The organism is Thalassospira sp. NFXS8, assembly GCF_040148805.1.
Classification (GTDB): Bacteria; Pseudomonadota; Alphaproteobacteria; order Rhodospirillales; family Thalassospiraceae; genus Thalassospira.
In genome coordinates this window covers 1,431,887-1,457,094 of the sequence record NZ_JAGEMF010000002.1, presented here as the reverse complement: position 1 = coordinate 1,457,094, position 25,208 = coordinate 1,431,887, and the positions used below count along the sequence as shown (strand labels likewise).

The window sequence follows — 25,208 nt, the reverse complement described above, 5'->3', positions numbered from 1 at the left end:
ACGCACTATTCCAATTTTTCAGCCAATTTCCACGTCACGAAATAATCAAGACCCGTGTGTTGCCCCAAAAACCACTCCCGACCGCGAGATAAGGCCCAGGTAAATAAACCTTGGCGTTGACTATATCGAACCATCATACTACAAACCAATATATATCGAACTGTCATATATAGTGCATCATAGAAAGTAGCAGTTACAGTAATGGACATTCGGTCGTTATGCCTTGGCGCCCTGATGGCGGGCGACGCCAGCGGATATGAAATTCGCAAGATGTTTGAAGATGGCGTATTCAGCTTTTTTCAAATGGCATCACTAGGGTCGATCTATCCTGCCCTGACAAAACTAAGTCAGGACGGGCTGGTTACCTTTACCGAACAGGAACAGGAAAACCGCCCGGATAAAAAAGTTTACCGCCTGACGGCGGAAGGACGGCGCAGCTTTTTGCGCACCCTGTTTCAAACCCGCCCCGGCGAAGATCGATACCGGTCCGACATTTTGTTCATGCTGTCTTTTGCCGATGAACTTCCCGTGGAGTTGTGCGAGGCCCTGATTGACGAATATGCCGCACGCCAGGAATTAATGCTGGACCGCATTTCATCACCGGACAAACACGCCAAAACCAGCCCCGATGCCACAGAAAACGATGCCGCGCATCATGATGCCGGTTGTGAATTCATAAGCGGATTGGGCGATGCAGTTTGCCGGGCAACGCTGGATTTCATTGCAAAAAACAAACAGCCATTTTTGGCCGACATTCGAAAACGCCGTTCGCGGAAACCCTGACAGGGTCAATCCGCGCTGAATAAAACGACGACAGAAAACAACTTAGGCACAGGTCTTTTAGGAACGCGAACCCAATGAATGCTTCACGTTTGATCGCAATTGCGCTGATGGTCGGCGCTGTTTTATGGATTGGTTCAAGCTTGTTGCCAGGTGAAGACCCCGCAGCAGCAAATACCACGGATACCGCAGCAACCGGCCCCGAAGCGGGCAGTGGCTCAACCAGCAATGAACCCGCCCCTTCTGTGCGGGTTATGGCATCGCGCGCCCGGGATCATGTCAATGAACTGGTCCTGACCGGCAGCACCGAGGCCGCCGTTAAGTCCGACATTCGCGCCCAGACATCATCACGCGTGATTGAAATTGGTGTGGAAAAAGGCGCACGGGTTAAAAAAGGCGACGTTCTGGTGCGCCTTGCCGCCGATGACCGCCCTGCCCGCCTTGACAAGGCCCGTGCCCTGGTGGACCAACGTGCCCTGGAATATGACGGTGCCCTAAGCCTTGCCAAAAAGGACTACCGGTCTAAAACCGGGGTCGCGCAATCCAAAGCCGAGCTTGAAGAAGCCCGTGCCGATTTAAAGGCCATCGAAGTGGAGCTGGCACAAACCACCATCCGCGCCCCGTTTGATGGTGTCATTGAAACCCGCCCGGCCGAAATGGGGAACCTTATTTCAATTGGCGATACCATTGCCACAGTGATCCAGGCCGATCCCATGCTGGTGGTCGCCCATGTCCCGGAACATTCAATTGGCCTGATCCATGTTGGGCAAATGGCCCATGTGCGCCTGTTTGACGGCAGCATCAAACAGGGTGTCGTGCGCTATACCGCCCTTGCCAGCAACAACGAAACCCGCACCTACCGGATCGAAGTTGAACTTGATAATCCCGATTTTGCCATTCCTGATGGCATGACAGCGGAACTGGTTATTCCGGTTGGTTCGGAAAAGGCCCATCAGATTGCGTCATCATCGCTAACGTTAAATGACGACGGCGAATTGGGCGTGCGCGGCGTTGAAAACGACAAGGTGGTCTTTTATCCGGTAACATTGCGCGGCGGTGATCGTGAACATGTCTGGATTACCGGCCTTCCCGACCAGATCGACCTTATTGTGGTTGGTCAGGACTGGGTTAAAGAAGGCACCACGGTAACCGTTGACCGGATTGATCATATTCCAACCAGCATGCAACAGGGCGGAAATACGAACAAGTCCGCGACAGGCACCGATGCCGCCATGCCGACCCCGGAAAATTCTGCGCAACAGCCGCAAAATGCTGGCAACTAGGTTGCAAGCGCAAAGGAAATTAAACCATGTCTCTTATTGATCTTGCGCTGAACCGATCACGCACCGTCATAATGACACTGATCCTGTTGCTGGTCGCGGGTTGGGTTGGCTATAACGCGATCCCCAAGGAAGCCGATCCGGACATTCAAATTCCGATCCTGTATGTTCTGATGAACCATGACGGCATTTCCCCCGAGGATGCCGAACGCCTTTTGTTACGCCCGATGGAGCAGGAACTGCGCACCATTGAAGGTGTAAAGGAAATGCGCTCACAGGCATATCAGGGCGGCGCATCGGTAACACTGGAATTTTACAGCGACGTCGATATCGACGATGCGCTGGCCGATGTACGCGAACGAGTTGATATTGCCAAATCCGACCTGCCCGACGATACCGACGACCCCGAAGTTCACGAAGTTAACCTGTCGTTATTTCCGGTCCTGGTGGTAACGTTATCGGGGGAGGTTCCCGAACGCACATTGCTGCGCCTTGCACGTAACCTGAAAGACGATATCGAAGGCGTGCCAGCAGTGCTGGAAGCCAACCTGGCTGGCGACCGAGAGGAACTGGTAGAATTTGTCATCGATCCGATGAAAATTGAAAGCTACCGGTTAAAAGGGATCGATATTGTTTCCCTGGTGCAAAATTCAAACTCGCTGGTGGCAGCAGGTGCGCTTGATACCGGAGCGGGGCGTTTTAACATCAAGGTGCCGGGCCTGTTTGAAGATGTCGATGACATTTTAAACATGCCGCTTATCGTTGATGGTGATTCCGTTATTCGCTTTCGCGATATTGGCGAGGTACGCCGGACCTTTAAGGACGCCACCAGCTTTGCCCGCCTTAATGGCCGCCCGGCCATTGCCATTGAAGTCTCCAAACGGGTTGGCGAGAACATCATTGATGTGATCGATGCGGTAAAAAACATTACCGCCGAGGCCGCCCAAAGCTATCCTGAAACGGTTAAGGTCACCTATTCACAGGATAAATCATCCGACATCCGCACCATGCTGACCGACCTTCAAAACAGCGTCATCCTGGCCATTTTGCTGGTGATGGTTGTGGTGATCTGGTCGCTTGGCTGGCGGTCCGGCCTGCTGGTGGGGCTTGCCATTCCCGGATCGTTCCTGACAGCCATTCTTATCCTGTGGGCGCTGGGCATGACGGTGAATATCGTTGTGCTGTTCTCGCTGATCCTTGCTGTTGGGATGCTGGTTGACGGGGCCATTGTGGTCACCGAATATGCCGATCGTAAAATGCTGGACGGGCTGCACCGCAAGCAGGCTTATCCCCTGGCTGCCAAACGCATGGCAATGCCCATCATTGCCTCGACCGCAACAACACTGGCCGCCTTTTTGCCCCTGGCATTCTGGCCTGATGTGGTTGGCGATTTCATGAAATTTCTCCCCATCACGGTGCTGTTTACACTTAGTGCGTCACTGGCGATGGCCCTTATTTTTGTGCCCACCGTCGGGGCGTGGTTTGGCAAACCGGGCATGGCGGCGAATGACGCCCTTGATGCGGTTGCCGCAGGTGAAACCGACAAACTTGAAAAACTGACCGGGGGCACCGGCTTTTACATCCGTATTTTGCAGGCCTCGCTCAAGGTATACTGGCTGATCATTCCGTTGGCCTTTGTCATCCTGATTGCGGTTTGGATGGCGTTCGGCATGTTCGGCAAAGGGTTTGAATTTTTCCCATCAGTTGAACCTGAACAGGCTGCTGTACAAATTCGCGCCCGGGGCAATTTGTCCTATTATGAACAGGACGCGTTGGTACACCAGGTTGAAAACCGCATTCTTGCCCTTGATGACCAGTCCGAAACCGGCCATCACTGGTTTGATACAGTCTATAGCCGCGCCGGGGCATCGGCCCAGGGCGGGGATGATGCGCCCGAAGACGTGATCGGTGTGATCCAGCTGGAATATGCAGATTGGCAGGTGCGCCCCAAAGCCAAGGAAATTGAACATAAAATTCTTGAAGCCACCCGCGACCTTGCCGGTATTCAGGTTGAAATCCGTGCTGCCGAAGCGGGCCCGCCGCAGGGTAAGGACGTTCAAATCCAGTTGCGGTCGCACTATCCCGAAATTCTGGATGCAACATCAGCCGAAATCATGGCCGGTTTGCACAAGCTGGGCGGGCTTTATAACTTTGAAGATGGCAAATCGCCCCCCGGCATTGACTGGGAATACAAGGTTGACCGTGCACAGGCGTTAAAATTTGGTGCCGACATCGCCACCATTGGCAACACGGTGAAGCTGGTAACAAACGGCATTTTGTTTTCAACCTATCGCCCCGATGATTCGACCGAGGAAATCGATATTGTGGGCCGTTTCCCGCAAAATCGCCGCACCCTTGAAGAACTGCAACGTTTGCAAATTGTAACCAACAAGGGGCTGGTACCGGTTTCAAACTTTATTACCCGCACAGCAGAGCCCAAAACCGGCACCCTGCACCGGGTTGATAGCCGCCGCGCCCTGACTGTTAAAGCCGACGTTACCGAAGGTATTCTGGTGGATACCAAGGTACAGGAGGTAAAGCAGTGGCTAAAAACCCTCGATATCGACCCGCGTGTCAGTGTCGAGTTTAAAGGGCAGGATGAAGAACAGCAAAAATCGGCAGACTTTCTAAAGAATGCCTTCTCGGTGGCGCTGTTCATCATGTTCATCATTCTGGTGACCCAGTTTAACTCTATCACCAGTTCACTTTTGATCATGGTCGCAATCATTATGTCGACAGCGGGGGTACTGGGCGGATTATTGTTAACCGGGCAGGCCTTTTCCATCGTCATGAACGGGATTGGCATTGTGGCGCTGGCAGGCATCGTGGTGAACAACAACATTGTTCTGATCGATACCTATGACAGATTAAAATTAACCGCTGACAGCATCGAAGACGCCATCTTACAGACCTGTGCGCAACGTTTGCGCCCGGTGATGTTGACCACCGTCACCACCATTCTGGGGTTGGTGCCCATGGTGTTTCAAATCAATATCGACTTTGTTACCCGTGAATTCTCCATTGGGGCACCGTCAACGCAATGGTGGGTGCAACTGGCAACGTCAATCGCCTTTGGTCTGACGTTCGCCACGGTCCTGACACTGGTCTTTACACCCTGTGCCCTGTTGCTGATTGCCAAATCTGGCAGGGCATGGCGGCGCTGGCGCGGTAAAAACACACCAGCCCCGACAAACTCCTGATCAATTCGGCCAATTAACCCTTTGATCTGGCAATAACATCAAAACAAAAAGCTGCCCCGAACAAGGGCAGCTTTTTTGCTATCACTTGGAACAGGTCCAATCTATACTATAGAATAGATTATGTGTTGGTTACGCTACCGGAGGATGGGCCGGAGCATACGACAGGGAAACTGATTGCGATGGGGATGAGGGTACAGTGCCTCACCATAACAGCTTGCATATGTGCCAATTTGTTATGGGGCATCAGCAAGGCTATTGCCCAACCCGAATTAAGCTGGGCCATTCCGACATTTCCACCCGCCTATATCGAACAGGACGACAAACTTGTGGGCTATGCGGCCCAAACGCAAGACTGGCTGATGGAACGCCTGCCGCAATATCATCATACCCTGAAAAAAGTACCCCTGGCGCGCCTTCTGGCTGAAATGCGCAGCCCGCAACTACACTGTTCGCTAACCCTTATTCCGACAGAAGAACGCCGTCAGTATATCTATTTCGCCAAGCCGATTTTAATCAGCCTGCCGCCTTCGGTCGTTATTCTTGCCCGTCAAATGCAGGTTTTCCGCCCGTTCCTGAATAACAACAACGAAATCGACATTAACCGCCTGCTGGCAGATACCAACATCTCGACAGCCATTCGCCTTGGCCGTTCCTATGGCGATTATATTGATGCTGCCGTTCGCCAACATATAAACCAGACCAATATTATAACAATTGGCAGTGACGAGAAATTCATCCAGCTGCTGGAAATGGGCCGGTTGGACTGGGCAATGTATTTACCCGCCGAGGCGGAATTTCACCACCGGGAAGCCAACTATCAAAACGAAATCATCTCGCTGCCGATTGCGGGTGTCAGCCCGCTCCTTAACGCAACGATGGGATGTTCAAAAAACGCTGCCGGCAAACAGGTCATTGATGCGGTAAACGCCATTCTCGATACTTACCCGGAAATGCCCTGGACACAGTTCTATAAGGCGTGGCTCCCGCCAAAAGACCGTATGCGTTATCAGAACATTCTTAACAGTTTTATGTCCGCCAAACTTTTACCGGTTGAGAACCCGCCCTCCTAACCCGCCATGCGGCAAACAAACCAAAATCAACAGCGATTTTGTAGCGCGCTGTCGAGGCCTGACAGCGGCCTGCACCTGGGCAAAATTGCAATTTAACTCCCCTTTGCCTGCCCGTTTTTAATCAAAATAACTGTCAAAGTTTCAGCCCCAAAAACAGGCACACCTAAACGCAACATCAACCTTTGCGTTTATATTTCAATTTTAACTTGTTAAAATATTGAATTATCTGCAATTTATAAATGCTGCCTTGCACGGGTTGGGGGCTTGGAACCCGGCAGCCGGGGACATCATAAAATACACCACACCTGCGCGCTGTGCCGGCGGCACCTGTTACTATTCAAATAACAAGTTTAAAAAATGGAGAAACAGATGTTTGGGTTGCTTCGGAATTCTGGAAAATACGGCGCCATTCTTGCTGTGTCGGCAATTTTTTGCGTGACGGGTGTTAAAGCCTCCCATGCTGAAGACACAATAATTTCCAATATCGAAACTTTTGCATCAAGCTTTTGCCCGGCAGATTATCTCGCAACAAACGGCGCTGAATTGATCATCCAGCAATACCCTGCTCTCTTTAGCCTGATTGGCAATCGTTTTGGGGGTGATGGTATAAAAACATTCAAACTTCCCAAAATCACAACCCTGACCGATGATAACAAAGTAAAACTGACGTCATGTATCGTCGTAAACGGCGTTTATCCGGCCCGCCCTTAAAACAAACGGACAGGTACGTTTTCAGGTTTTGGTACATCCATCATAACATCTCTGACCGGGGCTTGCCGGTTAAGCCAACACTGCCCAGGGCATATCCACCTGCAATACCGGTGCCGGGGCATCATCAATATCTGATCGGCGTTGATAACCTGCTTGCAGCAATTTGGATTTGATCCATCAGGGCCATCGCCCTTTCGCGGTGAAAATGAAGTTATCGTCCACGGAAATACCCAGGCATAGCGAAGTGGCCCTTTTGGCAATACAATAGAAAAAAGGCCAGTCACATCAATTGACTGGCCTTTTCTGATAAAACAGCGCAATTCCCGGCAGCATCACCTGCCAACAGGAACTGTTGCCCCTATTTTCAATTCTGATGTACGCGGTTCAGACCATCTTCGGGGTCGTCATCAGTTTGGCCCAGGTCTTCTTCTTCTTCAAGTTCGTCGGAACGGCGCTGTTGTTCAACACCCATGCGGCGATAAGACCGGAAACTAAAGAAGAAAGTCACAAAATAAACCCCGGCAATAACCGACAGGGTTAACCATGGTGACGATACCAAAAACGCCACCGAAGCCCCAAAAGCCAGCATCAATGGCAAAACCCACGCCCGTGGGACTTTAACCTTCTTGAAGCTGAAAGTCGGCATCCGCGACACCATCAATACTGCAATCAGCACAATGTACGGGGCAGTAATAAAGGGGCTGTCAAAAATGCCAACGCCAAACTGAAAACTTAACACCATCGGCCACATTGACAGGGCCGCAGCGGCCGGTGCCGGAACACCGGTAAAGAACCGATAGGCCCATGTCGGCATTTCCGGTTCACCCAGCATCTGGGTATTGAACCGCGCCAGTCGCAACGACATGCAAACGGCAAACAACAGGCACAAGGCCCAGCCAATGGGCCCTAACTGGTGCAGGGACCAGAAATACATCAACAGGGCCGGTGCAACACCAAAACACACAAAATCCGATAATGAATCAAGCTCTGCGCCAAACCGGCTGGATGCGTTTAACATTCGGGCCAAACGCCCATCCAGCCCGTCTATAATGCCCGCAATCAAAATAGCGGTCACCGCGGCTTCCCAATGGTCCTGCATGGCAAACCGGATCGAGGTCAACCCGGCGCACATCCCCATAAGGGTTGCGACATTGGGGGCCAACCGCGACAGGGATAATGCCTTGAAACGACGTGGCCGGTTGCGATCAGGACCCTGGGCCATTAACGCACCTCCCCGGTGGCCGGAACAGCAGCGATTGCGGCAACATCGGCCAGCACGGTTTCACCTGCGACAGTCAACTGACCAACACAAACTTTGGGTTCAACACCCACGGGTAAATACACATCGACGCGCGACCCAAACCGGATCAGACCAAAACGTTCGCCCGCTTTAAGGATCGACCCACGGCCCACATCACACAGAATGCGCCGGGCAACCAGACCGGCAATCTGAACCACGCCAAAATCGCGGCCATCCTTGTCGCGGACCAGCAAAATCTGGCGTTCGTTATTTTCCGATGCCTTGTCCAGCTCGGCATTAACAAACTTGCCCGGAACATAGGCCTCGCCCACAATTTCACCATTGATCGGCGAGCGGTTAACGTGAACGTTAAACACATTCATGAAAATCGAGATACGCGTGCGGGGTGACTGGTCTTCAAGTTCCAGTTCCTTGGGCAGCGGGGCTTGCGAAATCATGCAAATGCGGCCATCAGCAGGCGCAATCACCAGATCATCGCCAATCGGGGTAACCCGGTCAGGATCGCGAAAGAAATAGGCGCACCACAAAGTCAGGATAACGCCAATCCAGCCCAATGGCTGGGCGATCAGAAACAGGATCACGGTCACAGCGGCGAAAATCGCAATAAATTTCCAGCCTTCGGAATTGATCGGCACAAGAACGGATTTCAAAGTTGTCTTCCCTGGTTGCAATGCGACGGGCCAATCAGTGGCACGTCTGGCATGTTCTTATCATTGGCGATCCATCCCCTTCAACAAGGGGGATCATCCAACGGCGCTTTTTTCACCCTTAACCGGGTATTTGGCCCATCTGGCGGCCTTTTCACCCGGTTTTGGCGAACCATCGGCAGCAAGGTTGCCCCGTTGCGGGGCCAGTCAACACTCAGGCAGCGTTTCGCGCGAACCCTTATTTTGCAGGTGCCACTGTGGCACGCCACAGGGATAACAGCAATCCACCATCAAAACGCATACAACACACAGCCTGGCAAGTGCCATGTCAGCCGTCGGCATTTTGCATTTGCCTGCCCGCTTCACACAGCCCGGTAATAACGGCCAGCCACAACACAGCCCGCCCATAATGATACGTCCGCTGCATATAGGGACCAATCTGGCAAAGTCGATGGTACGACAAGGCCGCAATACGCAAAATCGCGGTATTGCGGCCTAAATCAGCAAATCAATTGGATGTTTTTTCTTCCGGCAGCGCAAAAATCTGGCCGGGATAGATCAGGTCCGGGTCACGGATCTGGTCTTCGTTACGGTGATAAATAACCCAATATTGAATACCATCACCATAAGCACGCCGGGCAATCCGCCACAGGCTGTTACCGGGCTGCACAACATACCGCTTACCGGGTTCCATCGCCTTTTTGGCATCAGCCCGTTCAAACGGCAATTCGACACGTGCAACCACCTTGCCCTGTTTATCAACCTCGTCAGCGCGCAGTTTGTACTGGCCCGGGTTGATATCGCTTTCCAGCGTCAAGGCCCAATCGCCCTTGTTGTCAGACGGGGCCGTGCCAACAAACCTGTTATCAAGATAAACACGAATATTGTGGTCAGGGTTTGCATCGCCCGACATCGCAACCTGGCCTTTGTCGTTATAATCAACAACACCAACACTTAGACGCGGCATCGAAGATGCAATTTCAGGCTGGCCTGCATCCTGTGCTGCCTGATTGGCAGCCTTGGCAATTTCCTTGTTTTCAGGAACCGCGCCAGGCCCCTGCATTACTGTTGCCGGACCTTCCCCTTGCGACGGTACACGCAAGGCAATAATCGGCTGTTTGTCGGTTTTTGCATCCGGTTCGGCCTTGTCGCTTTTTTCCGCGACCATCGGTGCAGTGGTTTCCTTGGCCGGGTTTTCCGGGATCAGAACAACCACATCCTCGTTGCCCGACTGAACCTTGCCATCCTTGTCTTCGCTTTCGACAGACAATTCACGATCGCCCGGTTGCAGCGGTTTTTCCGGCAAAATAACCCATTCCCCGCGGTTATCGGCCGTCGCTTCCCCGATCACGTCCTTGCCTTCACGTACCCGAACCTTGGTATTGGGTTCTGCGCGCCCGGCAATAACCGAATTTCCATCCGGGCTGACGCGCACCACGTCAAAGCTGGGATCGGTAACATCCGGTGCCTTGCTGTCATCGGCAGGTGTATCTGTTTTGCCCGTTTCAGGCGTTTTTTCGCCGGCCGGCTCCGTGCTGCTTTGTTGCTCAGGCGCGCTAGACACCGTATCGGCGTCATCGTCGCCAGCGCCCGTAAGCGTATAGTTGAGCACAATGGCGGCAATGATCAGCAAAACGCCGATAATGACGAGGATATAAGGTCGTTTCACCGGAAAATATCCTTGAACGATGGTTATCTTTTATTCGCCGAAGGTCAGAATTGCATCAATGCGCGGCATTGCAGCATGAAAAACGAAATCCCGTCCCCACCCCCGACACGGTTATCGGAAACTTGTACTACTTTCATCGCACAGTTTCCATACCGTAACAAAGCCGGAAATGCATCAAGCTGTTGCAAATGCGTCAAATTGCACATCAAAAACAGTGATTTTGACCTGTCAGGCCGAATTTCACCGCATTAGTTGCCTGCTGAACGGCAGTCATTCACCACGAACAGGCCCAATCGGCAGAAAATTGATCATGGGGCCGTCATCGCCGCCCCGATAAAGGCAACAAGGGCCGCCATGCCCACCGGCATCGCCAGCACCAGCACCCGGACAATAGCACCGCCCGCCCACAAAATACCGACATCACGGCCCGATGCCCCGGCGGCGTCAACACGATCAAGGCGCAAGGCGCGTTGCAACAAAACCGTTCCCGTGCCCGAAAACATCACCAGCACCAGCACACCATGCGCCACCAGACTGGCGGGGGCGCGCAAAATTGCTGTTGCCCCGGCCACCATAATGGCCCCCACCATCGATAACCAGACCGCCGCCCGGTATTGCGGTGCCGCCTTTTCCGATATCAGGGCAATCAACAATGCAATCGCCATCGCCCCGTGCAGAATTTTCAAATCGCGCAGGCCAAATTGCACCGCAATAATACCCAACCCCAGCACCAGCGCCAAAAACACCGACAACGCCCCGGGCCCCCGGTCTCCGTCGGCAAGGGCGCTGGTAACCGATTTGCTTTTGCGGGTTGATGTTACTTTGGTTGTTTTGGCTTTGGTCTTTTTCGCGGTTTTGCCCCCCTGCCCGCCATCCTCGGCGGTGTCGGTAAAATCGGGCAGTGTAACAAACGCCAAAACCAGGGCGACCGCCAAATACGCGGCCCACGCCAGCACCGAAACAATATGCGCTGTTCCGGGTAAGGTTACCTGCCCCAGAAGTGCCGCTGTGCCGCTGGTATCATCGCCCAAAACCAGCCAGCCACCGCCAACAATGATAATACAGGCCAAAACCGATGCGATCCGCGCCGAAAACCGGGCAACATCAATCATAATGCCCGCAAGCCCGCCAATTAAAATAACGGCCAAAACCGCGCCCGCCCCGCCGCGCATACCTTCGGGCAGGCCAAGGGCAGCAGGCACCGCCACCAGAATGGCAGGAATAATGGCAGATAGCACCATGCGCCTTGCAACAGCGCGATCAAGCCCCAACCACAGGGCCAGCATCAAAACTGCGGCAATAACGCCGGAAACAAGGATGGCAAACCAGAACGGACTGTCGACAAACACGCTGTATGAACCTGCCTTTATTATTTTCGATCTTTGTGTATCGCACTGTTTCCAATCGCAGCATGCCGCGAACCGGAAAATGCGGGATCGCCACAATACGATATATTACGGCACAAATCGGGCTGTGCTTTTGCGGGCAAAAATTGCGCGACGCAACATTTTACCTGTTTTCGCCCCGCCAAAACCGGTTTTGACATCAAGATATCATTGACGACGCAGGCATATCATACGCTAAGCTGGGGATGAAAGGGACATTGAAGCCGTATACGGCTTTATAACTTCCTTTCCTGCAACAAGATAACAACAAGGCAGGCCGCCATGACGAAAATAAACTCGATTTGTGTGTTTTGCGGTGCATCTAACGGTGTGAACCCCCAACACAAGGAAAACGCCATCGCCTTTGGCAAAATGATGGCCGAACGCGGCATTACCCTGGTTTACGGCGGCGGGCGCATTGGCCTTATGGGCGCTGTCGCCGATGCCGTGATGGAAAATGGTGGCAATGTTGTCGGTATTATTCCCGCCCATCTTGACGATATCGAAGTCGGCCACGCCGGTCTTTCGGAACTGATCGTGTGCAAGTCCATGTATGAACGCAAAGTGGAAATGTTCCGCCGGTCGGATGCCTTTGTCACCCTCGCCGGGGGCCTTGGCAGCCTTGATGAAGCATTCGAGGCCCTAACCCTGCGCCAGTTGGGCATTCACGATAAACCGTTGGTATTTTTAAATGCCCTGGGATACTGGGACAAATGCCTGGCAATGATTGAAGGCATCATAGACGAAGGCTTTGCACGGCCCAGCAACCGACAGCTCTATTCGGTAACAGATACCCTTGAAGGCGTGTTTGAAAAGCTGTCTGCCGAACCGGGACCAAAATTCGACCCGAAGGAAAAACTGCTTTAAGCGGTATTTTTGAACAGTTTAATCCCGAACCAAGGCCCCGCCCGGAACCCGCAGCGGGGCTTTGGCTATTTGGGCCGGCTTGCACAATCAAAACAGCACAGCGAATCGCGCGACAAGCGCATATTTTGCGCCCTCAATCGCCCATCTGGCAATGCAATTTATATTAAATTTAATTAAATTAGATATTTGACATAAATCATGGTTAACAGTGGGTTACAGTGATGTTGTGATGGCGCTCATACTTGAGAGAGGGGAACATCATGACAACCACCCGCACTTTTGTCCGGCTGCTTGGGGCCAGTGCCCTGTGCATCGGATTTGTTACCAGCGCCCTTGCCGCCGACAAGGACGATAATGCCGCCCTGCGCAAAGCAGCCGGAGACTATTTTGAGGTCATTCCTTCGGCTGTTCCCGCAGTCAAAGGCAATGCCGTCACCCATGAAAAAGTCGAACTGGGTAAAATGCTGTTTTTTGAAACCCGCATTTCGTCCAGCGCCCTGATTTCATGCAATACCTGCCATAATCTTGGCATGGGCGGTGACGACAACCTTGAAACGTCCATTGGCCATGGCTGGCAAAAAGGCCCGCGCAACGCGCCGACCGTTTTTAATGCCGTTTTCAACATTGCCCAGTTCTGGGATGGCCGTGCCGCCGACCTTAAGGCACAGGCCAAAGGTCCGGTTCAGGCCGGTGTTGAAATGGCCAGCACCCCGGACCGCGTTGTAACCACGCTAAAAAGCATGCCCGAGTATATCGAGCATTTCAAAAAAGCCTTCCCGGGTGAAGCTGACCCGGTAACGTTTGATAACATGGCCAAAGCCATCGAAGCCTTTGAAGCCACCCTGATCACCCCGGCATCCCGGTTTGACCAGTTCCTTGAAGGCAACGACGTCATCCTGAGCGATCAGGAAAAAGAAGGTCTGGCCCTGTTTATAGATAGCGGCTGTGCATCTTGCCATAACGGCGTCAATGTTGGCGGTAACGGATATTATCCGTTTGGCGTGGTTGAAAAACCCGGTTCCGACATTTTGCCCCCCAATGACAAGGGCCGCTTTGCCGTAACCCACACCGCCGATGACGATTATGTTTTCCGCGCAGGCCCGCTTCGCAATATCGAGCTGACAGCCCCCTATTTCCATACCGGCAAGGTCTGGGATCTCGAACAGGCCGTTGGCATTATGGCAACCAGCCAGTTGGGTACCGAACTTGACGATAAATCAATTTCGGCAATTGCCGCCTTCTTGCGGACATTGACAGGTGAAGAACCCCGGATCGTATACCCGATCCTGCCGGTCAGTACGCATTCAACACCCAAACCCGTTGCCATGTCGGTTAACAACTAGCCGGCGTCGATAACCATATCCTGCTGATCTGGCAAATTCGGCTTTGCCAGATCAGCTATACAGCCAGCTAACCCGCCTGTCGCCCGCCCCGCGTTGGGAACCGGGCGACTTTTTTTTCGGGCAAATTGCCCTGCCTGCGCGCTTATATCAACTCATTGTAAACATGCGTTACGGAAGGCTGGCCAGGCGCAATGGTATCGACAGCTTGTAAAGCCATTGGCAAAGATATATCAGCCCGCCTGCCACCCCGGGGGCGCCATTGATCGATGCCATGCAAGGATCGTCTGGTATAAAAACCACAAAAATCAAACACCGGCAAACCAGTCATACCCCTGATTTTCCCAATACCCGCCGGCAAAACTGTTGGTTACCTCGATCGCCCGTAAATTTTTGGCGCTTTTAAAACCCAGTTTGGTGGGAATACGCAGACGCACCGGTGCCCCCCATTCCGGCGTTAGCGGTTTTCCAACAAATTCCAGCGCCAAAATCGTTTGCGGGTGCAGGGCACTCGCCATATCAATGCTGGTGGTATAATCGTCAAAACAGGTAAATTTTACATATTTTGCCCGCGTATCCGCCCCAATTTTGCGTAAAAACATTGCCAGCGGCACCCCGCGCCATTGCCCAATCTGGCTCCAGCCCTCAATGCAAATATGGCGGGTAATCTGGCTTTCCTGCGGCAAGGATTGTAACGCATCAAGGGTCCAGGCTTTTTTATCCGTAACCTGCCCCGCAACTTCCAGCCGCCAGTCATCGGGAACGCCGCGTACCTGCCAATCGGGGTAATAGGCATTAAAACGGAACGGTTCGGTAATGGCACTGGCGGGATAGGTTTGCGCCAAACGGGCGGGGTCGAATAATTTGGCCTGTATTTTGTCATCAAACCGCAAAATCGCCTTCAAGGCGGCATCAACCCCGCTGTCGGTCGACAAATTACACCCGGTTAACATCGCAAGCCCACCCAGCGACAGCGAACCGCGCAAAAACGCCCGGCGGCTAAACCGGTCCAGATCGGCACGAATATCATCTGGTGTAATGACCGGTTTACGACGTTTTTCAAGCATCATTTGCCTCCTGCGGGTCGGATGGAACGGATTTGAACATGGAAACAAGCGTGCGCGGTACAATCGCCACCAAAGCAAGATGGACGACAATAAAACCAACGATTAAAATCATCATTGCCAAATGAATGTTACGGGCCAGTACAAAACCGCCAAATAGCGAAACCAGCCCGCCAAACTGCACCGGTTTCCAGATCGACATGCCTGTCAAAACCTCGATCACGAGAATGCAAATCACACCGCCATACAACAGGCGTTGAACAGCATTGTAATGACCGGTCTTATGGGGCAACCGCAGGCAAACTGCGGCCCACATGTCCCGCAGGAACGCTTTGGGTGACGGTGGCGGCAAATCGCGTTTGAAATGGCCCGAAAAAATGCCGTACAGCACATAGGCGGCCCCATTGATCACCAACAACCACATGGCACTAAGGTGCCACGCCAGCGCACCGCCCAGCCACCCGCCCAATGTTGCCCATTGGGGAAACAGAAACGGCAAGTCGGGCGAGGCATTGTAAATTTCCCAACCGCTGAACAACATGCAGCAAAGGGCATAAACATTTACCCAGTGCATGATGCGCACAGGAAGGGAATGCGCGGGTCGCGTCGATGCTTGCGCAGGATTTTTCATAAAAACCACCCTTTTGAAAACCGGTTTGCCGGCAAACGACCCGTTAGGTGGGGCAAGGCAATAATGCACAACGCACATACCCCACCTGAACAAGCCGGATTTTGCCGTTTACATCGGCGGGACAACGCCATCTTTACCAACGGCAATCAACTTGGCCGTGGTGTTATCGCCATCCTGAATAGCCACGATGAAAATGCCTGCACCCGCTGCCAGATCGGCCTTTGTACCGGCCTGCAAGGCAACAATCGGGGCGGTTGGCGGCACAAGAACAGTTTGTTCACCGCCCTTATAGGTGACATTTAAAACGGTAAGTCCGCCTTTGGCCGCAGCAGTGGTTACATTGCCATTGGTCATGGCACTGTTAACATCGGTTTCACCCGAACTGGTAACGGTGGCAACATTGCCATTGGTCATGGCACTGGCTGTGGCCGCACCGGCGGAAAGGGTGGTGTCGGAAATTTTGTCCCATGCATAATGGCCTTCGCCAGCGCCCCGCATTTCCGGCGGAAAGATTGAAACTTCAAGGGCAATCAGTTTGGAACCAATTTCTTTGGTGGCGGTGCCGATATAACTGCCTTCTTTCAGGTTATCGAGACTGGATTTAACCACCGCAGCATAATGGGTCTGATCATCCAGAGTGACAGTAATATCCTTGTCATCGCGGGTATGAACAACCAAAGATTGCGGGTTAAGTGTTGTAATTGTGCCGCGCAAACGGGTTGGCGCGGGATCTGCGCTGGCAAGAGGTACAAACGCAACAGACAGGCCCAATGCAGCCAGGGTAATAGCGATAAAAGGTTTCATTTTAACTTCCTGTAGATTTGGGGGACGGGGGAAACGCGGTGAACTACTTGCTGAAAACCGGCTGGTTTTAGCCAAGCAGGTTCGTTTTCCCGTCAATGGTGCAACCAGTTGACGGCAATGGAAGGCTGGATGGGACGCATTGATCTGGCAGGCCAGAACACAAATGCGCATCGCAAACAAATAAGATTAAAAATGGTGAAGACGGCAGGCCAGGTTGCCAGTGCGGCATTATCGCCCGGCAATGCCCCGGGCTATTTTTCTGGCCGCTGCCAATTCTGATTTACGTCGGATCGTTACGGGGGGCCATCAACAAGCAACCTTTCAAGGGCGGGCCACGCACTTATCCCATAGACGTCAGGGTCCCGCGCGGCACGTGCGGAAATCATCGACCCGTGAACCAGCGTCATTAACATACGCGCTTCTGCCTGGGCCCCGGCCCGCAAATGCACGAGCCCCTTTGCCTCGGCCCGAAGCATCACCTCTGTCAGCCAACCAGCCAAATCATCGAAATGCCCCTGGACTTCATCGGCAACGCTTTCGGGGATTAACGGCAATTCAGATGCCAGCATCACACAAATGCAAAATGGCAACGGTCCTTCGTGCAGGCAACGCTCCCAAAACTGGACAAAAAGCCGCAAAAGCTGAACCGGGTCGTCAATTTCGGCGGCCGCCAAACGAAGCTGATGGTCGGATTGTGCGCGATAACTGACAACAACAGCCTTCACCAGGTCGGCCTTCGCCGGAAAATGGTAGTGAATGCTGGCATTGGTCACACCAAGGGTTTTGGCAATATCGGCATAGCTAAAACCGTTATAGCCGGCATTGGCAATCAGCGAACGCGCAAGATCAATAATTTCGAGGGCTTTGGGCGATGTTTTTTGGGTCATGAAGAAAACTTACTTACTAGTTAGTAAGATGACAATCATCAAATCATGATCCCGAATGTCCCCGGTCGTGCAGCCTTGCCCGTCAGCCCAAAGCGGGAATTAAAATTTATTAATAAAATCAATATGATAAATGAAAAATGCCATCCGTTATCAGGGACATTTCCCGCATCACACCTTTCCGTGAGCTTGTTGTGAGCAGTCTTTTTCATGCTGATTGGGCCCGAATTTACAAATCCGCAAGCACGAATCCTGATCATTTCAGCGCGCAACATGCCCCACCTGCCAGACATAACGACAAAACAGGAAAGATGCCGCCGCATCGCCAAGCATATTGAGGTAGCCCCCCAATAGGCAGCCCGGCGGCGTTTTACGAGGAAGCCCGCGCAATTTCAGCCAGATAGGACCGCACAACCGGTGATGCATGATACCGCGAGGATAACAGCGCCCCGCGTGACATTTGCCGCGCCCCCAGCAGCGGGCGATAACAGATATCGGCAATTTTGATTTCGGCCAGTGTTTCTGGCACCACCGCAACACCCAGCCCCGCCGACGCCATGGTAAGCACCGTTAATGTATTGCTGACATGCACCACATGGGCCGGCGCATCACCAAGAACAGCCGATATATATGCCAGATGATCCCTGTCAGTGTCGCTGGCAGCATAAATAACAAAGGTTTCATCGCGCAAATCAGCTGGCGAAATGCGATCTTTCGCTGCCAGAGGATGATCGGGTGACAGGGCAACAACAAACGGCCAGGAACCGGTTTTCTGACGCAAAATTTCAGGATGTTGCGGGTCGTCAAAATCGGGCACATAGCCGATATCAAGCATCTGGTGAATAATCTGTTCAGCCTGCACGCCCGGGGGCAATTCAACCAGATCAATTGTCACAGCGGGGTAAACCTTGCGAAACTGCCTTAAATCCCGTGACAAAGCCCCGCTAAAAAACGCGTTGCCGACAAAGCCAATTCTGATGACACCAAGCTGGCCACTGGCGGCGCGCCTGGCCGCCAGCCGCGCATAATTTGCCTGGGCCATAATTTTACGGGCTTCTGGCAAAAAAATACGCCCAACGGCAGAAAGCGCAACATGGCGGCTGGTGCGGTCAAACAAAACAGCGCCCAGTTCATCTTCCAGTGCCTTGATCTGAATACTAAGGGCCGGCTGGGCAATGTTCAAAGAAGCAGCCGCGCGACCAAAATGCATTTCTTCGGCCACTGCCAAAAAATACCGTACATGCCGCAATTCCATGACGCCCCACATTCATATAATTTATATATCAATATGTATATTTACGGCATTGGAATTTATTAATCAAACAACGGAGCATGAGGTATTCCTTCATAACCGGAGTTCCCGCCATGTCTTTAGCTGCATCTGTTATTGCACCACGTCGTATTGATGTTCATCAGCATGTTATTCCCCCTGTTTGGGCACAGGCCCTGGGCAAACATGGCGGCGATCCATCGGGGTGGCATATGCCTGACTGGTCCCCAGCGCAGGCGGTTGAATTTATGGATCGTTTGCATATTCAAACCGGTATTCTGTCACTCACCGCGCCCGGTGTTGCCGGTTGGCACGGGCAGGAACGCCGCGATATGGCGGCACGGGTCAATGACTACAGTGCTGAACTGGTGTCCACGCAACCGGCCCGATTTGGCAATTTCATCACCTTGCCCTTGCCCGATATTGACGGCACCCTGCACGAAATTGACCGTGGCTTTGACAGTTTAGCGGCGGACGGCGTTGTTTTACTTACCAATTATGACGGCGAATATCCCGGCGATGCCAGGTTCGACCCGATTTGGGTCGCCCTTAATGCCCGCAAGGCTGTTGTCTTTGTCCATCCGACCAAACCCTTTGGCCTTGATGTGATTGCCGGTATTCCCGCCCCCACGCTTGATTACCCTTTCGACACCACCCGGCTGGCGGCACAACTGGTGTTTAACGGCGTAACCCGCCGCTATCGCGATGTAAAAATCATTCTGTCCCATGCCGGAGGATTTTTACCCTATGCCGCCCAGCGCTTTGCCGAACTGGCAACTGCCTTTCGCAGCGACATTACCGACCCGGCCACTATCCTGGAGGAATTTCGCCGGTTTTATTTTGATACGGCCCTGTCATCCAGCCAATATGCCCTGCCCAGCCTAACGGCATTTGCAAAACCCGGACACATCCTGTTTGGCAGTGATTTTCCCTATGCCCCGGCCCGTATCGGGCAATCGTTTGCCAACCAGCTTGATGAAAACACCACCTTGTCAGTTCAAACAAAAACAGCAATTAACCGCGACAATGCCCTGTCGCTGTTTCCCCGGCTGACACACGCAAAATAACCGCTGACAAACCTTTAAGCCGCGTTATCCGCAGGCTATGCCAGGTTACATTGATGGCTGGCATGGCCTGCTGCCCCGCTTAACAACAATTGCCGTGCTTTAAACTGTTCGGCCACCCAGTCTCCGGCAATACGAATACCTTCGGCCTTGCGTAAATCGCGATGCACAATCAGCCAGATGTCGGAATTTAACACTGCAATCGGTTGTGAAACACGCACCAGCCCCGGGTCTTTATCGCCCAAAAAACAGGGCAAAATGCCCGCCCCTACCCCACTTCGCACGGCGTGTTGCAGCATGGGCGTTGTTCCGGCGCGAAAAACCGGTTTGGCATCGCCCAGATGTCCCAAAATCCAGCGCTGGCTTTCATATAAGTCAAATTCTTCGGCAAAGCAGGCCCAGGGGGCATCGATAAAAATGCGATCTTTGGTCATTGCCAGCATTTGTGCCGCAAGGGCGGGGGCCGCATAAACCGCACAGCCGATCGATCCCAAACGCCTTGTGACAAAATCGCCGGTTAAGGGCAAACCATGGCGTACAGCAAAATCCGCCTCGCGTTTGGTTAACAGCTGGGTATCGTCAGACTGGCGAATTTCCAAAAACAAACCCTCGGGCCGCTGGCCGATTTCACCCGCCAAGAACAAGGCCGACCACGGGCTTGCTGTCAGGCGAACCTGCCGATCACGCACACCGGAAATGGCGTCGCCGTGCCGGTGAAATGCCAAAGCTGCTGTTTCCATCGCTTCGGCCCGCGGCATTAAATCGCGCCCGGCATCGGTCAGGCGTAATCCTTCGGGTAAACGGTCAAACAACGTAACGGCAAGGTCGGCCTCAAGTGCGGTTAAGTGACGGCCAACAGTGGGCTGGCTAATGCCCATTTCCAACGATGCCGCGCGCAGGCTTCCGGCACGGGCAATGCCCAGAAACATGCGAATATGGTCCCAGTCCGGTGTTTTTCCTGGCTGCATCCTGGTCCTGCCCCGTTTGATTTATGGGTTTATACACTGTCGGCCTGCCCCGTTTGTATCAGGCAAATTCGCCCTGCCCCATATCAGGTAAAGTGATACAAAAATGAATAGCCACATCAAAAATACAAGTATAGATATTCATTTCTGAAACGGCAACACTGGGCATAATCATACAAATTTGAGATTTTTCATATGCCTGTTGTCTTATTGCTTATATTAACCACCGTCACCTGGGCGAGCCTTTTGGTCGCCAATCGCGTTGCATTACTGCAATTTCATGCCGATGCCTATGCGATGACATGCTGGCAACTGGCTTTTGGCGGGTTGGCGCTGATTGTTTTATCACCGGGACGTCCCATTCCCTGGCGTCAATTTGCCTTGCCGGTAAACTGGTTTTACGGATTTTTACGTGTCCTGACCGGCGTAAGCTGGACGGCGGCCCTTATTTACATTTCATCGCCACAAAGCGGTATTTTATCGCAAACCGGGATGCCGATGGCCGCACTGGCCGCAACCTTTATTTTGGGGCGCCCACCCCACAAAAGCGAATGGTTTGGCCATGCTGTATTATTGATCGGCGCCGGATGGATGGCATTTCACTTACCCGGTGGTTTCACCAACCCCGCGGTGTGGTTGATGCTGGCAAGCGAGGTAACCGCCATTTCATCATCGGTGGTGGCGGAAAAACACCCCCATAACCAGGTCACCGACAGTTGGGCACATTTACGCTTTACCGGGGTTTTGCTGCTGATCACGTCTGCCATGTTTTTGATTTTTCCGCCCTTGATCGGCATAGTGTCGCCCATCGACCTGCCGTCGCTCTCCCTGGAAAATTTCTTTGGCCTTCAAACTGTTTTGTGCGGACTGGTAATCGGGGTTTTGCTGCGTGGTCCGGCTATGGTGTTAACACTTCGATCTATCAAACTGGCCGGCATTGAAACCTATATTCTGGCCACCAGCTTTTTGCCCTTTATTTTATTGGCCATCGAGGCCGTCGCCGCCCGCTTTACCACCACCCCCAGCCCCAAACCCGATGGTGTTTTCTGGGTCTGTGCCGCACTGGTAGTAAGCGGCATTGCCCTGATCACGCTAAGCAAACGGCGCGGGGCCAAACTACGGACTGCGCGCCTGGCTGCCAGCACTCAATAATTCACCAGGGCGCGTTGGCTGGCTCACAAGCAAGCCGACAGTACAGCGCAAATACCGGTTTGACATTACCCCGGCCCCAAAACCAAAACCCCCGAACCACACCGGACAAGCCGGGTAATTCGGGGGCATGGCAAACCGCACAGGCGGGGTCGGGGGGGAAGACCTTGCGCGGTTTTGTCGTCAGGTCCGAACCTGTTGGGAAATGGACCAAAGGGGATATTAGTGTGCGGGTGCGGCAGCCCCCGGTGTTTTTGGTTTTTTCGCCAATGGCAACAAAATCAGCGCGACCACAAAAGCCGCCGCCATAACCAGATGCACATCGTTAAAGGCGATCATGGTCGATTCACGGGTCAGAATATTGCCAATTGATTTCATGGCTGCTGCCGCGGGTTCGGCCACCCCCAGCGACTGATACCGTGTGGTAAGGGTATTTAGGTAATGCTGATAAACCGGATTGGACGGATTGATATATTCGGCCAGATGCGTCCAGTGCAGGTCGGACCGGTTATCCAGCAATGTGTTGATACAGGCCAGCCCAATGGCCCCGCCAAGGTTACGTGTCAGATTAAACAGGCCTGATGCATTCTTGATTTTATCATGCGGTAAAGTTCCCAATGCCAGATTGGTAATTGGCAACATACAAAACATCAAGGCAAAGCCACGCACGGCCTGGGGAACCAGTAATTCATCAAAGCCCAGTTGGCTGTTTTGAAAACCGTTTAAACCAACACCCAACGCAAACAGCGCCAACCCGAAACCCAGCAACACCCGCGGTGGTAAAACCCGCATCAGTCGCCCGGCAATCGGCGCGGACAGGAACTGGCATATTCCCGTTACCGCCATAATGGTGCCGATTTGCAAGCTGTCAAAACCACGCACCCGCGCCAGTTCAAGCGGCAAAATATACACACTGCCATATAAACCGATCCCCAGCGTAAAGCTGAAAATACACCCCATGGAAAAGTTGCGATCGGTAAACGAGCTTAGATCGACAATCGGCTTTTCATAGGTGAACATCCGCCACAGGAAATACAGCCCCGACAGGGTACAGATCACCGCGCCATACGTAATGGCCCGGTCATCGAACCAGTCATTTCGCGGTCCTTCATCAAGCACATATTCCAGACTGCCCAGAAACGCCGCCATTGCCACCAGGCCTTCGATATCAAAGCCTTTCAGCAAGGAACGATCCCCTTTATCGATGCGCAGGGTCATTGCAACAACGGCACCAACCAGAAGACCGGGTACAACATTGATCAGGAACAGCCAGTGCCACGAAAGCGACTGGGTAAGATACCCCCCCAAGGTCGGGCCAACAGTGGGGGCCATGGTTGCGATCAAACCAATGATCACGCTGGCACCGTTTTGGCGGGATTTGGGGAAAATAATATAGGTGGTGGCAAAAACCGTTGGAATCATCGCGCCGCCAAGGAAGCCCTGCAACGCCCGAAACAGGATCATGCTGTTGATGGACCACGCCATGGCGCTAAACACGCTCATGATCGTGAAACCGGCAGCGGAAAGCACAAACAGCCAGCGCGTCGAAATCAGGCGCGATAAAAAGCCCGACAGCGGAATCATGACAACTTCAGCGATCAGATAGGATGTCTGCACCCAGCCAATTTCATCGGGGCTGGCCGACAACCCGGCCTGAATATCTTCAAGCGAGCTTGCGACAATCTGAATATCGAGAATTGCCATGAACATGCCAATGACCATCGCGATCCAGCCGATAAAATGCAGCGGGTCAACGTGATCAGGGCCTTGCGGGGCACCGCCGCCAACCTTGGCACCACCGCCCGCGCCGCCGGATCCCCCGGCACCGCCAGATACAGACGGAGACGTTGTCGATGACGATGACAAGGACGAGGAAGATGACGTCACAGGCAGCGACGATTCGGACTGTGATTTTGCGGCCTGCTGGTCATTGCCTGCTTGCGCCGGAATATCGGCATGCGAGCGCGTTGACGAGGCAGAACTGATCACGGACCGGTCTGTTGCACTGGCACGCAAGCTATCGTCCTGATCACGCGTGTCATCGGCCATTATTGCAACTCCGATACTTCACGAACCTGGGCCTTGGAGGGCGCAAGCCCGGTACCCGCAGCGTGCATTTCGCCCGATGCGTCGCGCACATCAACATTCACCACCACCGACAGACCTGGACGCAGGGCGTCGGCCACGGGGCTGGAATCCAGTTTGATACGCACAGGAACACGCTGGGTAATTTTGGTGAAGTTACCCGTGGCATTTTCTGGCGGTAACAGACTGAACTGTGCGCCGGTACCCGGGGCAAAACTTTCGATGACGCCGGTAATTTCCGAGTCAGGAAAGGCATCAACTTCCAGTGTCACTTTTTGCCCTGGTGCCATATGGCCGATCTGCGTTTCCTTGAAATTGGCAACGGCGTAAACACCGGGCAACGGCACCAGAACCAGCAATTGCTGCCCCGGCTGCACCAAAGCCCCCAACTGCACCGACCGGTTGCCGATTACACCATCAAACGGGGCGGCAATACGGGTATCGTCCAGCGATTGCTGCGCCAGATCAAGATCGGCGCTGGCTTCGGATACCGCACGTTCAGCTTCAATTTTTTGCGCTTTCAGAACTTCAAGCTGGCCCTGCTGCACAGCAAGGGTTGCCTTGGCGGCATTTACCTGGGCAATGGCCTTGTTCCGGTCGGCAACGGCGTAATCATATTTCTGGCGGCTGGCCGCACCTTTTTTAACCAGGTCCTTATAGCGGTCAAAATCTTCGCCGGTTGTGTTCAGGTCAACCTTTGAAATGGCGACATTTGCGGCAGCCTGGTCAATAGAGGCCTGCTGCAGGGCAATTTGTTTGTCCATTGTATCAAGCGCGGCCATGCGCGATTCAAACGCAGCCTTGGCCTGATTGTACTTGGCCTGATAATCTTCATCGCCAATCACCATCAAAAGGTCGCCCTTTTTGACGGTCTGGTTATTTTCCACCAGCAACCGGTCGATATAGCCCGAAACCTTGGGCGAAATTGCCACCTGGTCGGCATGTAAATAGGCATTGTCGGTTTCTTCGTGATAGCGCCCCTCGGTCACCCAATAGAAACCGTAATAGGCAGCCCCACCAATTGCAGCTATCGCAATAACCGGCAGCAGGATTTTTTTAACGTTCATTTTGAAGCATCATTC

General features: G+C 53.1%; 21 protein-coding genes. 9 read left to right on the top strand and 12 right to left on the bottom strand.

All coding sequences use genetic code 11. The annotated features are described in order from the left end of the window. The first annotated feature begins 201 nt into the window (after positions 1-201). The 5 genes from J4E05_RS15730 to J4E05_RS15710 all read left to right on the top strand — a co-directional run bounded on the left by J4E05_RS15730 (position 202) and on the right by J4E05_RS15710 (position 7,041). Positions 202-783: a PadR family transcriptional regulator gene (locus J4E05_RS15730; protein WP_085595870.1), complete on the top strand. Its 582-nt coding sequence runs from the start codon at positions 202-204 to the stop codon at positions 781-783. Between the two features lie 74 nt (positions 784-857). Next, the gene (locus J4E05_RS15725; RefSeq protein ID WP_349597307.1) at positions 858-2,063 is read left to right on the top strand and encodes an efflux RND transporter periplasmic adaptor subunit; all 1,206 of its coding nucleotides are present in this window, start codon (positions 858-860) and stop codon (positions 2,061-2,063) included. Between the two features lie 26 nt (positions 2,064-2,089). Beyond that, entirely contained in the window at positions 2,090-5,260 is a 3,171-nt protein-coding gene (locus tag J4E05_RS15720; RefSeq protein ID WP_085595280.1) for an efflux RND transporter permease subunit, read from the top strand. A gap of 179 nt (positions 5,261-5,439) precedes the next feature. Continuing rightward, entirely contained in the window at positions 5,440-6,330 is an 891-nt protein-coding gene (locus J4E05_RS15715; protein WP_349597304.1) for a transporter substrate-binding domain-containing protein, read from the top strand. Between the two features lie 369 nt (positions 6,331-6,699). Beyond that, a complete protein-coding gene (locus tag J4E05_RS15710; RefSeq protein WP_085595277.1) occupies positions 6,700-7,041 on the top strand; it encodes a phage tail protein in 342 nt (113 codons plus the stop codon). Between the two features lie 364 nt (positions 7,042-7,405). Here J4E05_RS15710 and pssA read toward each other — a convergent pair whose 3' ends face one another. The 4 genes from pssA to J4E05_RS15690 all read right to left on the bottom strand — a co-directional run bounded on the left by pssA (position 7,406) and on the right by J4E05_RS15690 (position 11,967). Next, positions 7,406-8,263, bottom strand: coding sequence for a CDP-diacylglycerol--serine O-phosphatidyltransferase (gene pssA, locus J4E05_RS15705; protein ID WP_085595275.1), 858 nt, complete (start codon positions 8,261-8,263; stop codon positions 7,406-7,408). After that, a complete protein-coding gene (locus tag J4E05_RS15700; protein WP_085595273.1) occupies positions 8,263-8,952 on the bottom strand; it encodes a phosphatidylserine decarboxylase in 690 nt (229 codons plus the stop codon). The genes pssA and J4E05_RS15700 overlap by 1 nt, the downstream gene beginning before the upstream one ends. A 505-nt stretch (positions 8,953-9,457) precedes the next feature. Further along, a complete protein-coding gene (locus J4E05_RS15695) occupies positions 9,458-10,618 on the bottom strand; it encodes a LysM peptidoglycan-binding domain-containing protein (protein WP_349597299.1) in 1,161 nt (386 codons plus the stop codon). A 308-nt stretch (positions 10,619-10,926) separates the two neighbouring features. After that, positions 10,927-11,967, bottom strand: a complete 1,041-nt coding sequence (locus J4E05_RS15690) for a hypothetical protein (RefSeq protein WP_349597296.1) — start codon at positions 11,965-11,967, stop codon at positions 10,927-10,929. Positions 11,968-12,285: 318 nt separating this feature from the next. Here J4E05_RS15690 and J4E05_RS15685 point away from each other — a divergent pair, with 318 nt between their 5' ends. Together J4E05_RS15685 and J4E05_RS15680 are read left to right on the top strand one after the other, a co-directional pair. Further along, positions 12,286-12,870 carry an LOG family protein gene (locus J4E05_RS15685; RefSeq protein WP_349597293.1) on the top strand — a complete coding sequence of 195 codons (585 nt, stop codon included), beginning with the start codon at positions 12,286-12,288 and terminating at the stop codon, positions 12,868-12,870. A 260-nt stretch (positions 12,871-13,130) separates the two neighbouring features. Further along, positions 13,131-14,213, top strand: coding sequence for a cytochrome-c peroxidase (locus J4E05_RS15680; protein WP_085595261.1), 1,083 nt, complete (start codon positions 13,131-13,133; stop codon positions 14,211-14,213). A 305-nt stretch (positions 14,214-14,518) separates the two neighbouring features. Here the strand turns inward: J4E05_RS15680 and J4E05_RS15675 are convergent, their stop codons facing one another. The 5 genes from J4E05_RS15675 to J4E05_RS15655 all read right to left on the bottom strand — a co-directional run bounded on the left by J4E05_RS15675 (position 14,519) and on the right by J4E05_RS15655 (position 18,848). Then, positions 14,519-15,280 (bottom strand): molybdopterin-dependent oxidoreductase, encoded by a 762-nt coding sequence (locus J4E05_RS15675; protein ID WP_349597290.1) that lies wholly within the window; start codon positions 15,278-15,280, stop codon positions 14,519-14,521. Then, positions 15,270-15,905 carry a cytochrome b/b6 domain-containing protein gene (locus J4E05_RS15670; protein WP_349597287.1) on the bottom strand — a complete coding sequence of 212 codons (636 nt, stop codon included), beginning with the start codon at positions 15,903-15,905 and terminating at the stop codon, positions 15,270-15,272. Before J4E05_RS15670 ends, J4E05_RS15675 begins: the two co-directional genes overlap by 11 nt. 108 nt (positions 15,906-16,013) lie before the next feature. Beyond that, positions 16,014-16,709 carry a hypothetical protein gene (locus tag J4E05_RS15665; RefSeq protein WP_349597284.1) on the bottom strand — a complete coding sequence of 232 codons (696 nt, stop codon included), beginning with the start codon at positions 16,707-16,709 and terminating at the stop codon, positions 16,014-16,016. 293 nt (positions 16,710-17,002) lie between these two features. Further along, the gene (locus tag J4E05_RS15660; RefSeq protein ID WP_349597282.1) at positions 17,003-17,596 is read right to left on the bottom strand and encodes a TetR/AcrR family transcriptional regulator; all 594 of its coding nucleotides are present in this window, start codon (positions 17,594-17,596) and stop codon (positions 17,003-17,005) included. A 367-nt stretch (positions 17,597-17,963) separates the two neighbouring features. Further along, positions 17,964-18,848, bottom strand: coding sequence for a LysR substrate-binding domain-containing protein (locus tag J4E05_RS15655; RefSeq protein WP_349597279.1), 885 nt, complete (start codon positions 18,846-18,848; stop codon positions 17,964-17,966). Between the two features lie 110 nt (positions 18,849-18,958). Here J4E05_RS15655 and J4E05_RS15650 point away from each other — a divergent pair, with 110 nt between their 5' ends. Next, positions 18,959-19,930, top strand: a complete 972-nt coding sequence (locus tag J4E05_RS15650) for an amidohydrolase family protein (RefSeq protein ID WP_349597276.1) — start codon at positions 18,959-18,961, stop codon at positions 19,928-19,930. A gap of 35 nt (positions 19,931-19,965) precedes the next feature. Here the strand turns inward: J4E05_RS15650 and J4E05_RS15645 are convergent, their stop codons facing one another. Next, the gene (locus J4E05_RS15645; RefSeq protein ID WP_349597273.1) at positions 19,966-20,895 is read right to left on the bottom strand and encodes a LysR family transcriptional regulator; all 930 of its coding nucleotides are present in this window, start codon (positions 20,893-20,895) and stop codon (positions 19,966-19,968) included. A gap of 192 nt (positions 20,896-21,087) precedes the next feature. On the opposite strand from J4E05_RS15645, the gene J4E05_RS15640 reads away from it, so the two are divergent. Further along, complete coding sequence (locus J4E05_RS15640; RefSeq protein ID WP_085594697.1) at positions 21,088-22,044, top strand: EamA family transporter; 957 nt, start codon at positions 21,088-21,090, stop codon at positions 22,042-22,044. A gap of 219 nt (positions 22,045-22,263) precedes the next feature. Here the strand turns inward: J4E05_RS15640 and J4E05_RS15635 are convergent, their stop codons facing one another. Beyond that, complete coding sequence (locus tag J4E05_RS15635) at positions 22,264-24,090, bottom strand: DHA2 family efflux MFS transporter permease subunit (protein ID WP_349597269.1); 1,827 nt, start codon at positions 24,088-24,090, stop codon at positions 22,264-22,266. After that, positions 24,090-25,193, bottom strand: a complete 1,104-nt coding sequence (locus J4E05_RS15630) for an HlyD family secretion protein (protein ID WP_349597266.1) — start codon at positions 25,191-25,193, stop codon at positions 24,090-24,092. Before J4E05_RS15630 ends, J4E05_RS15635 begins: the two co-directional genes overlap by 1 nt. Positions 25,194-25,208 lie beyond the last annotated feature (15 nt).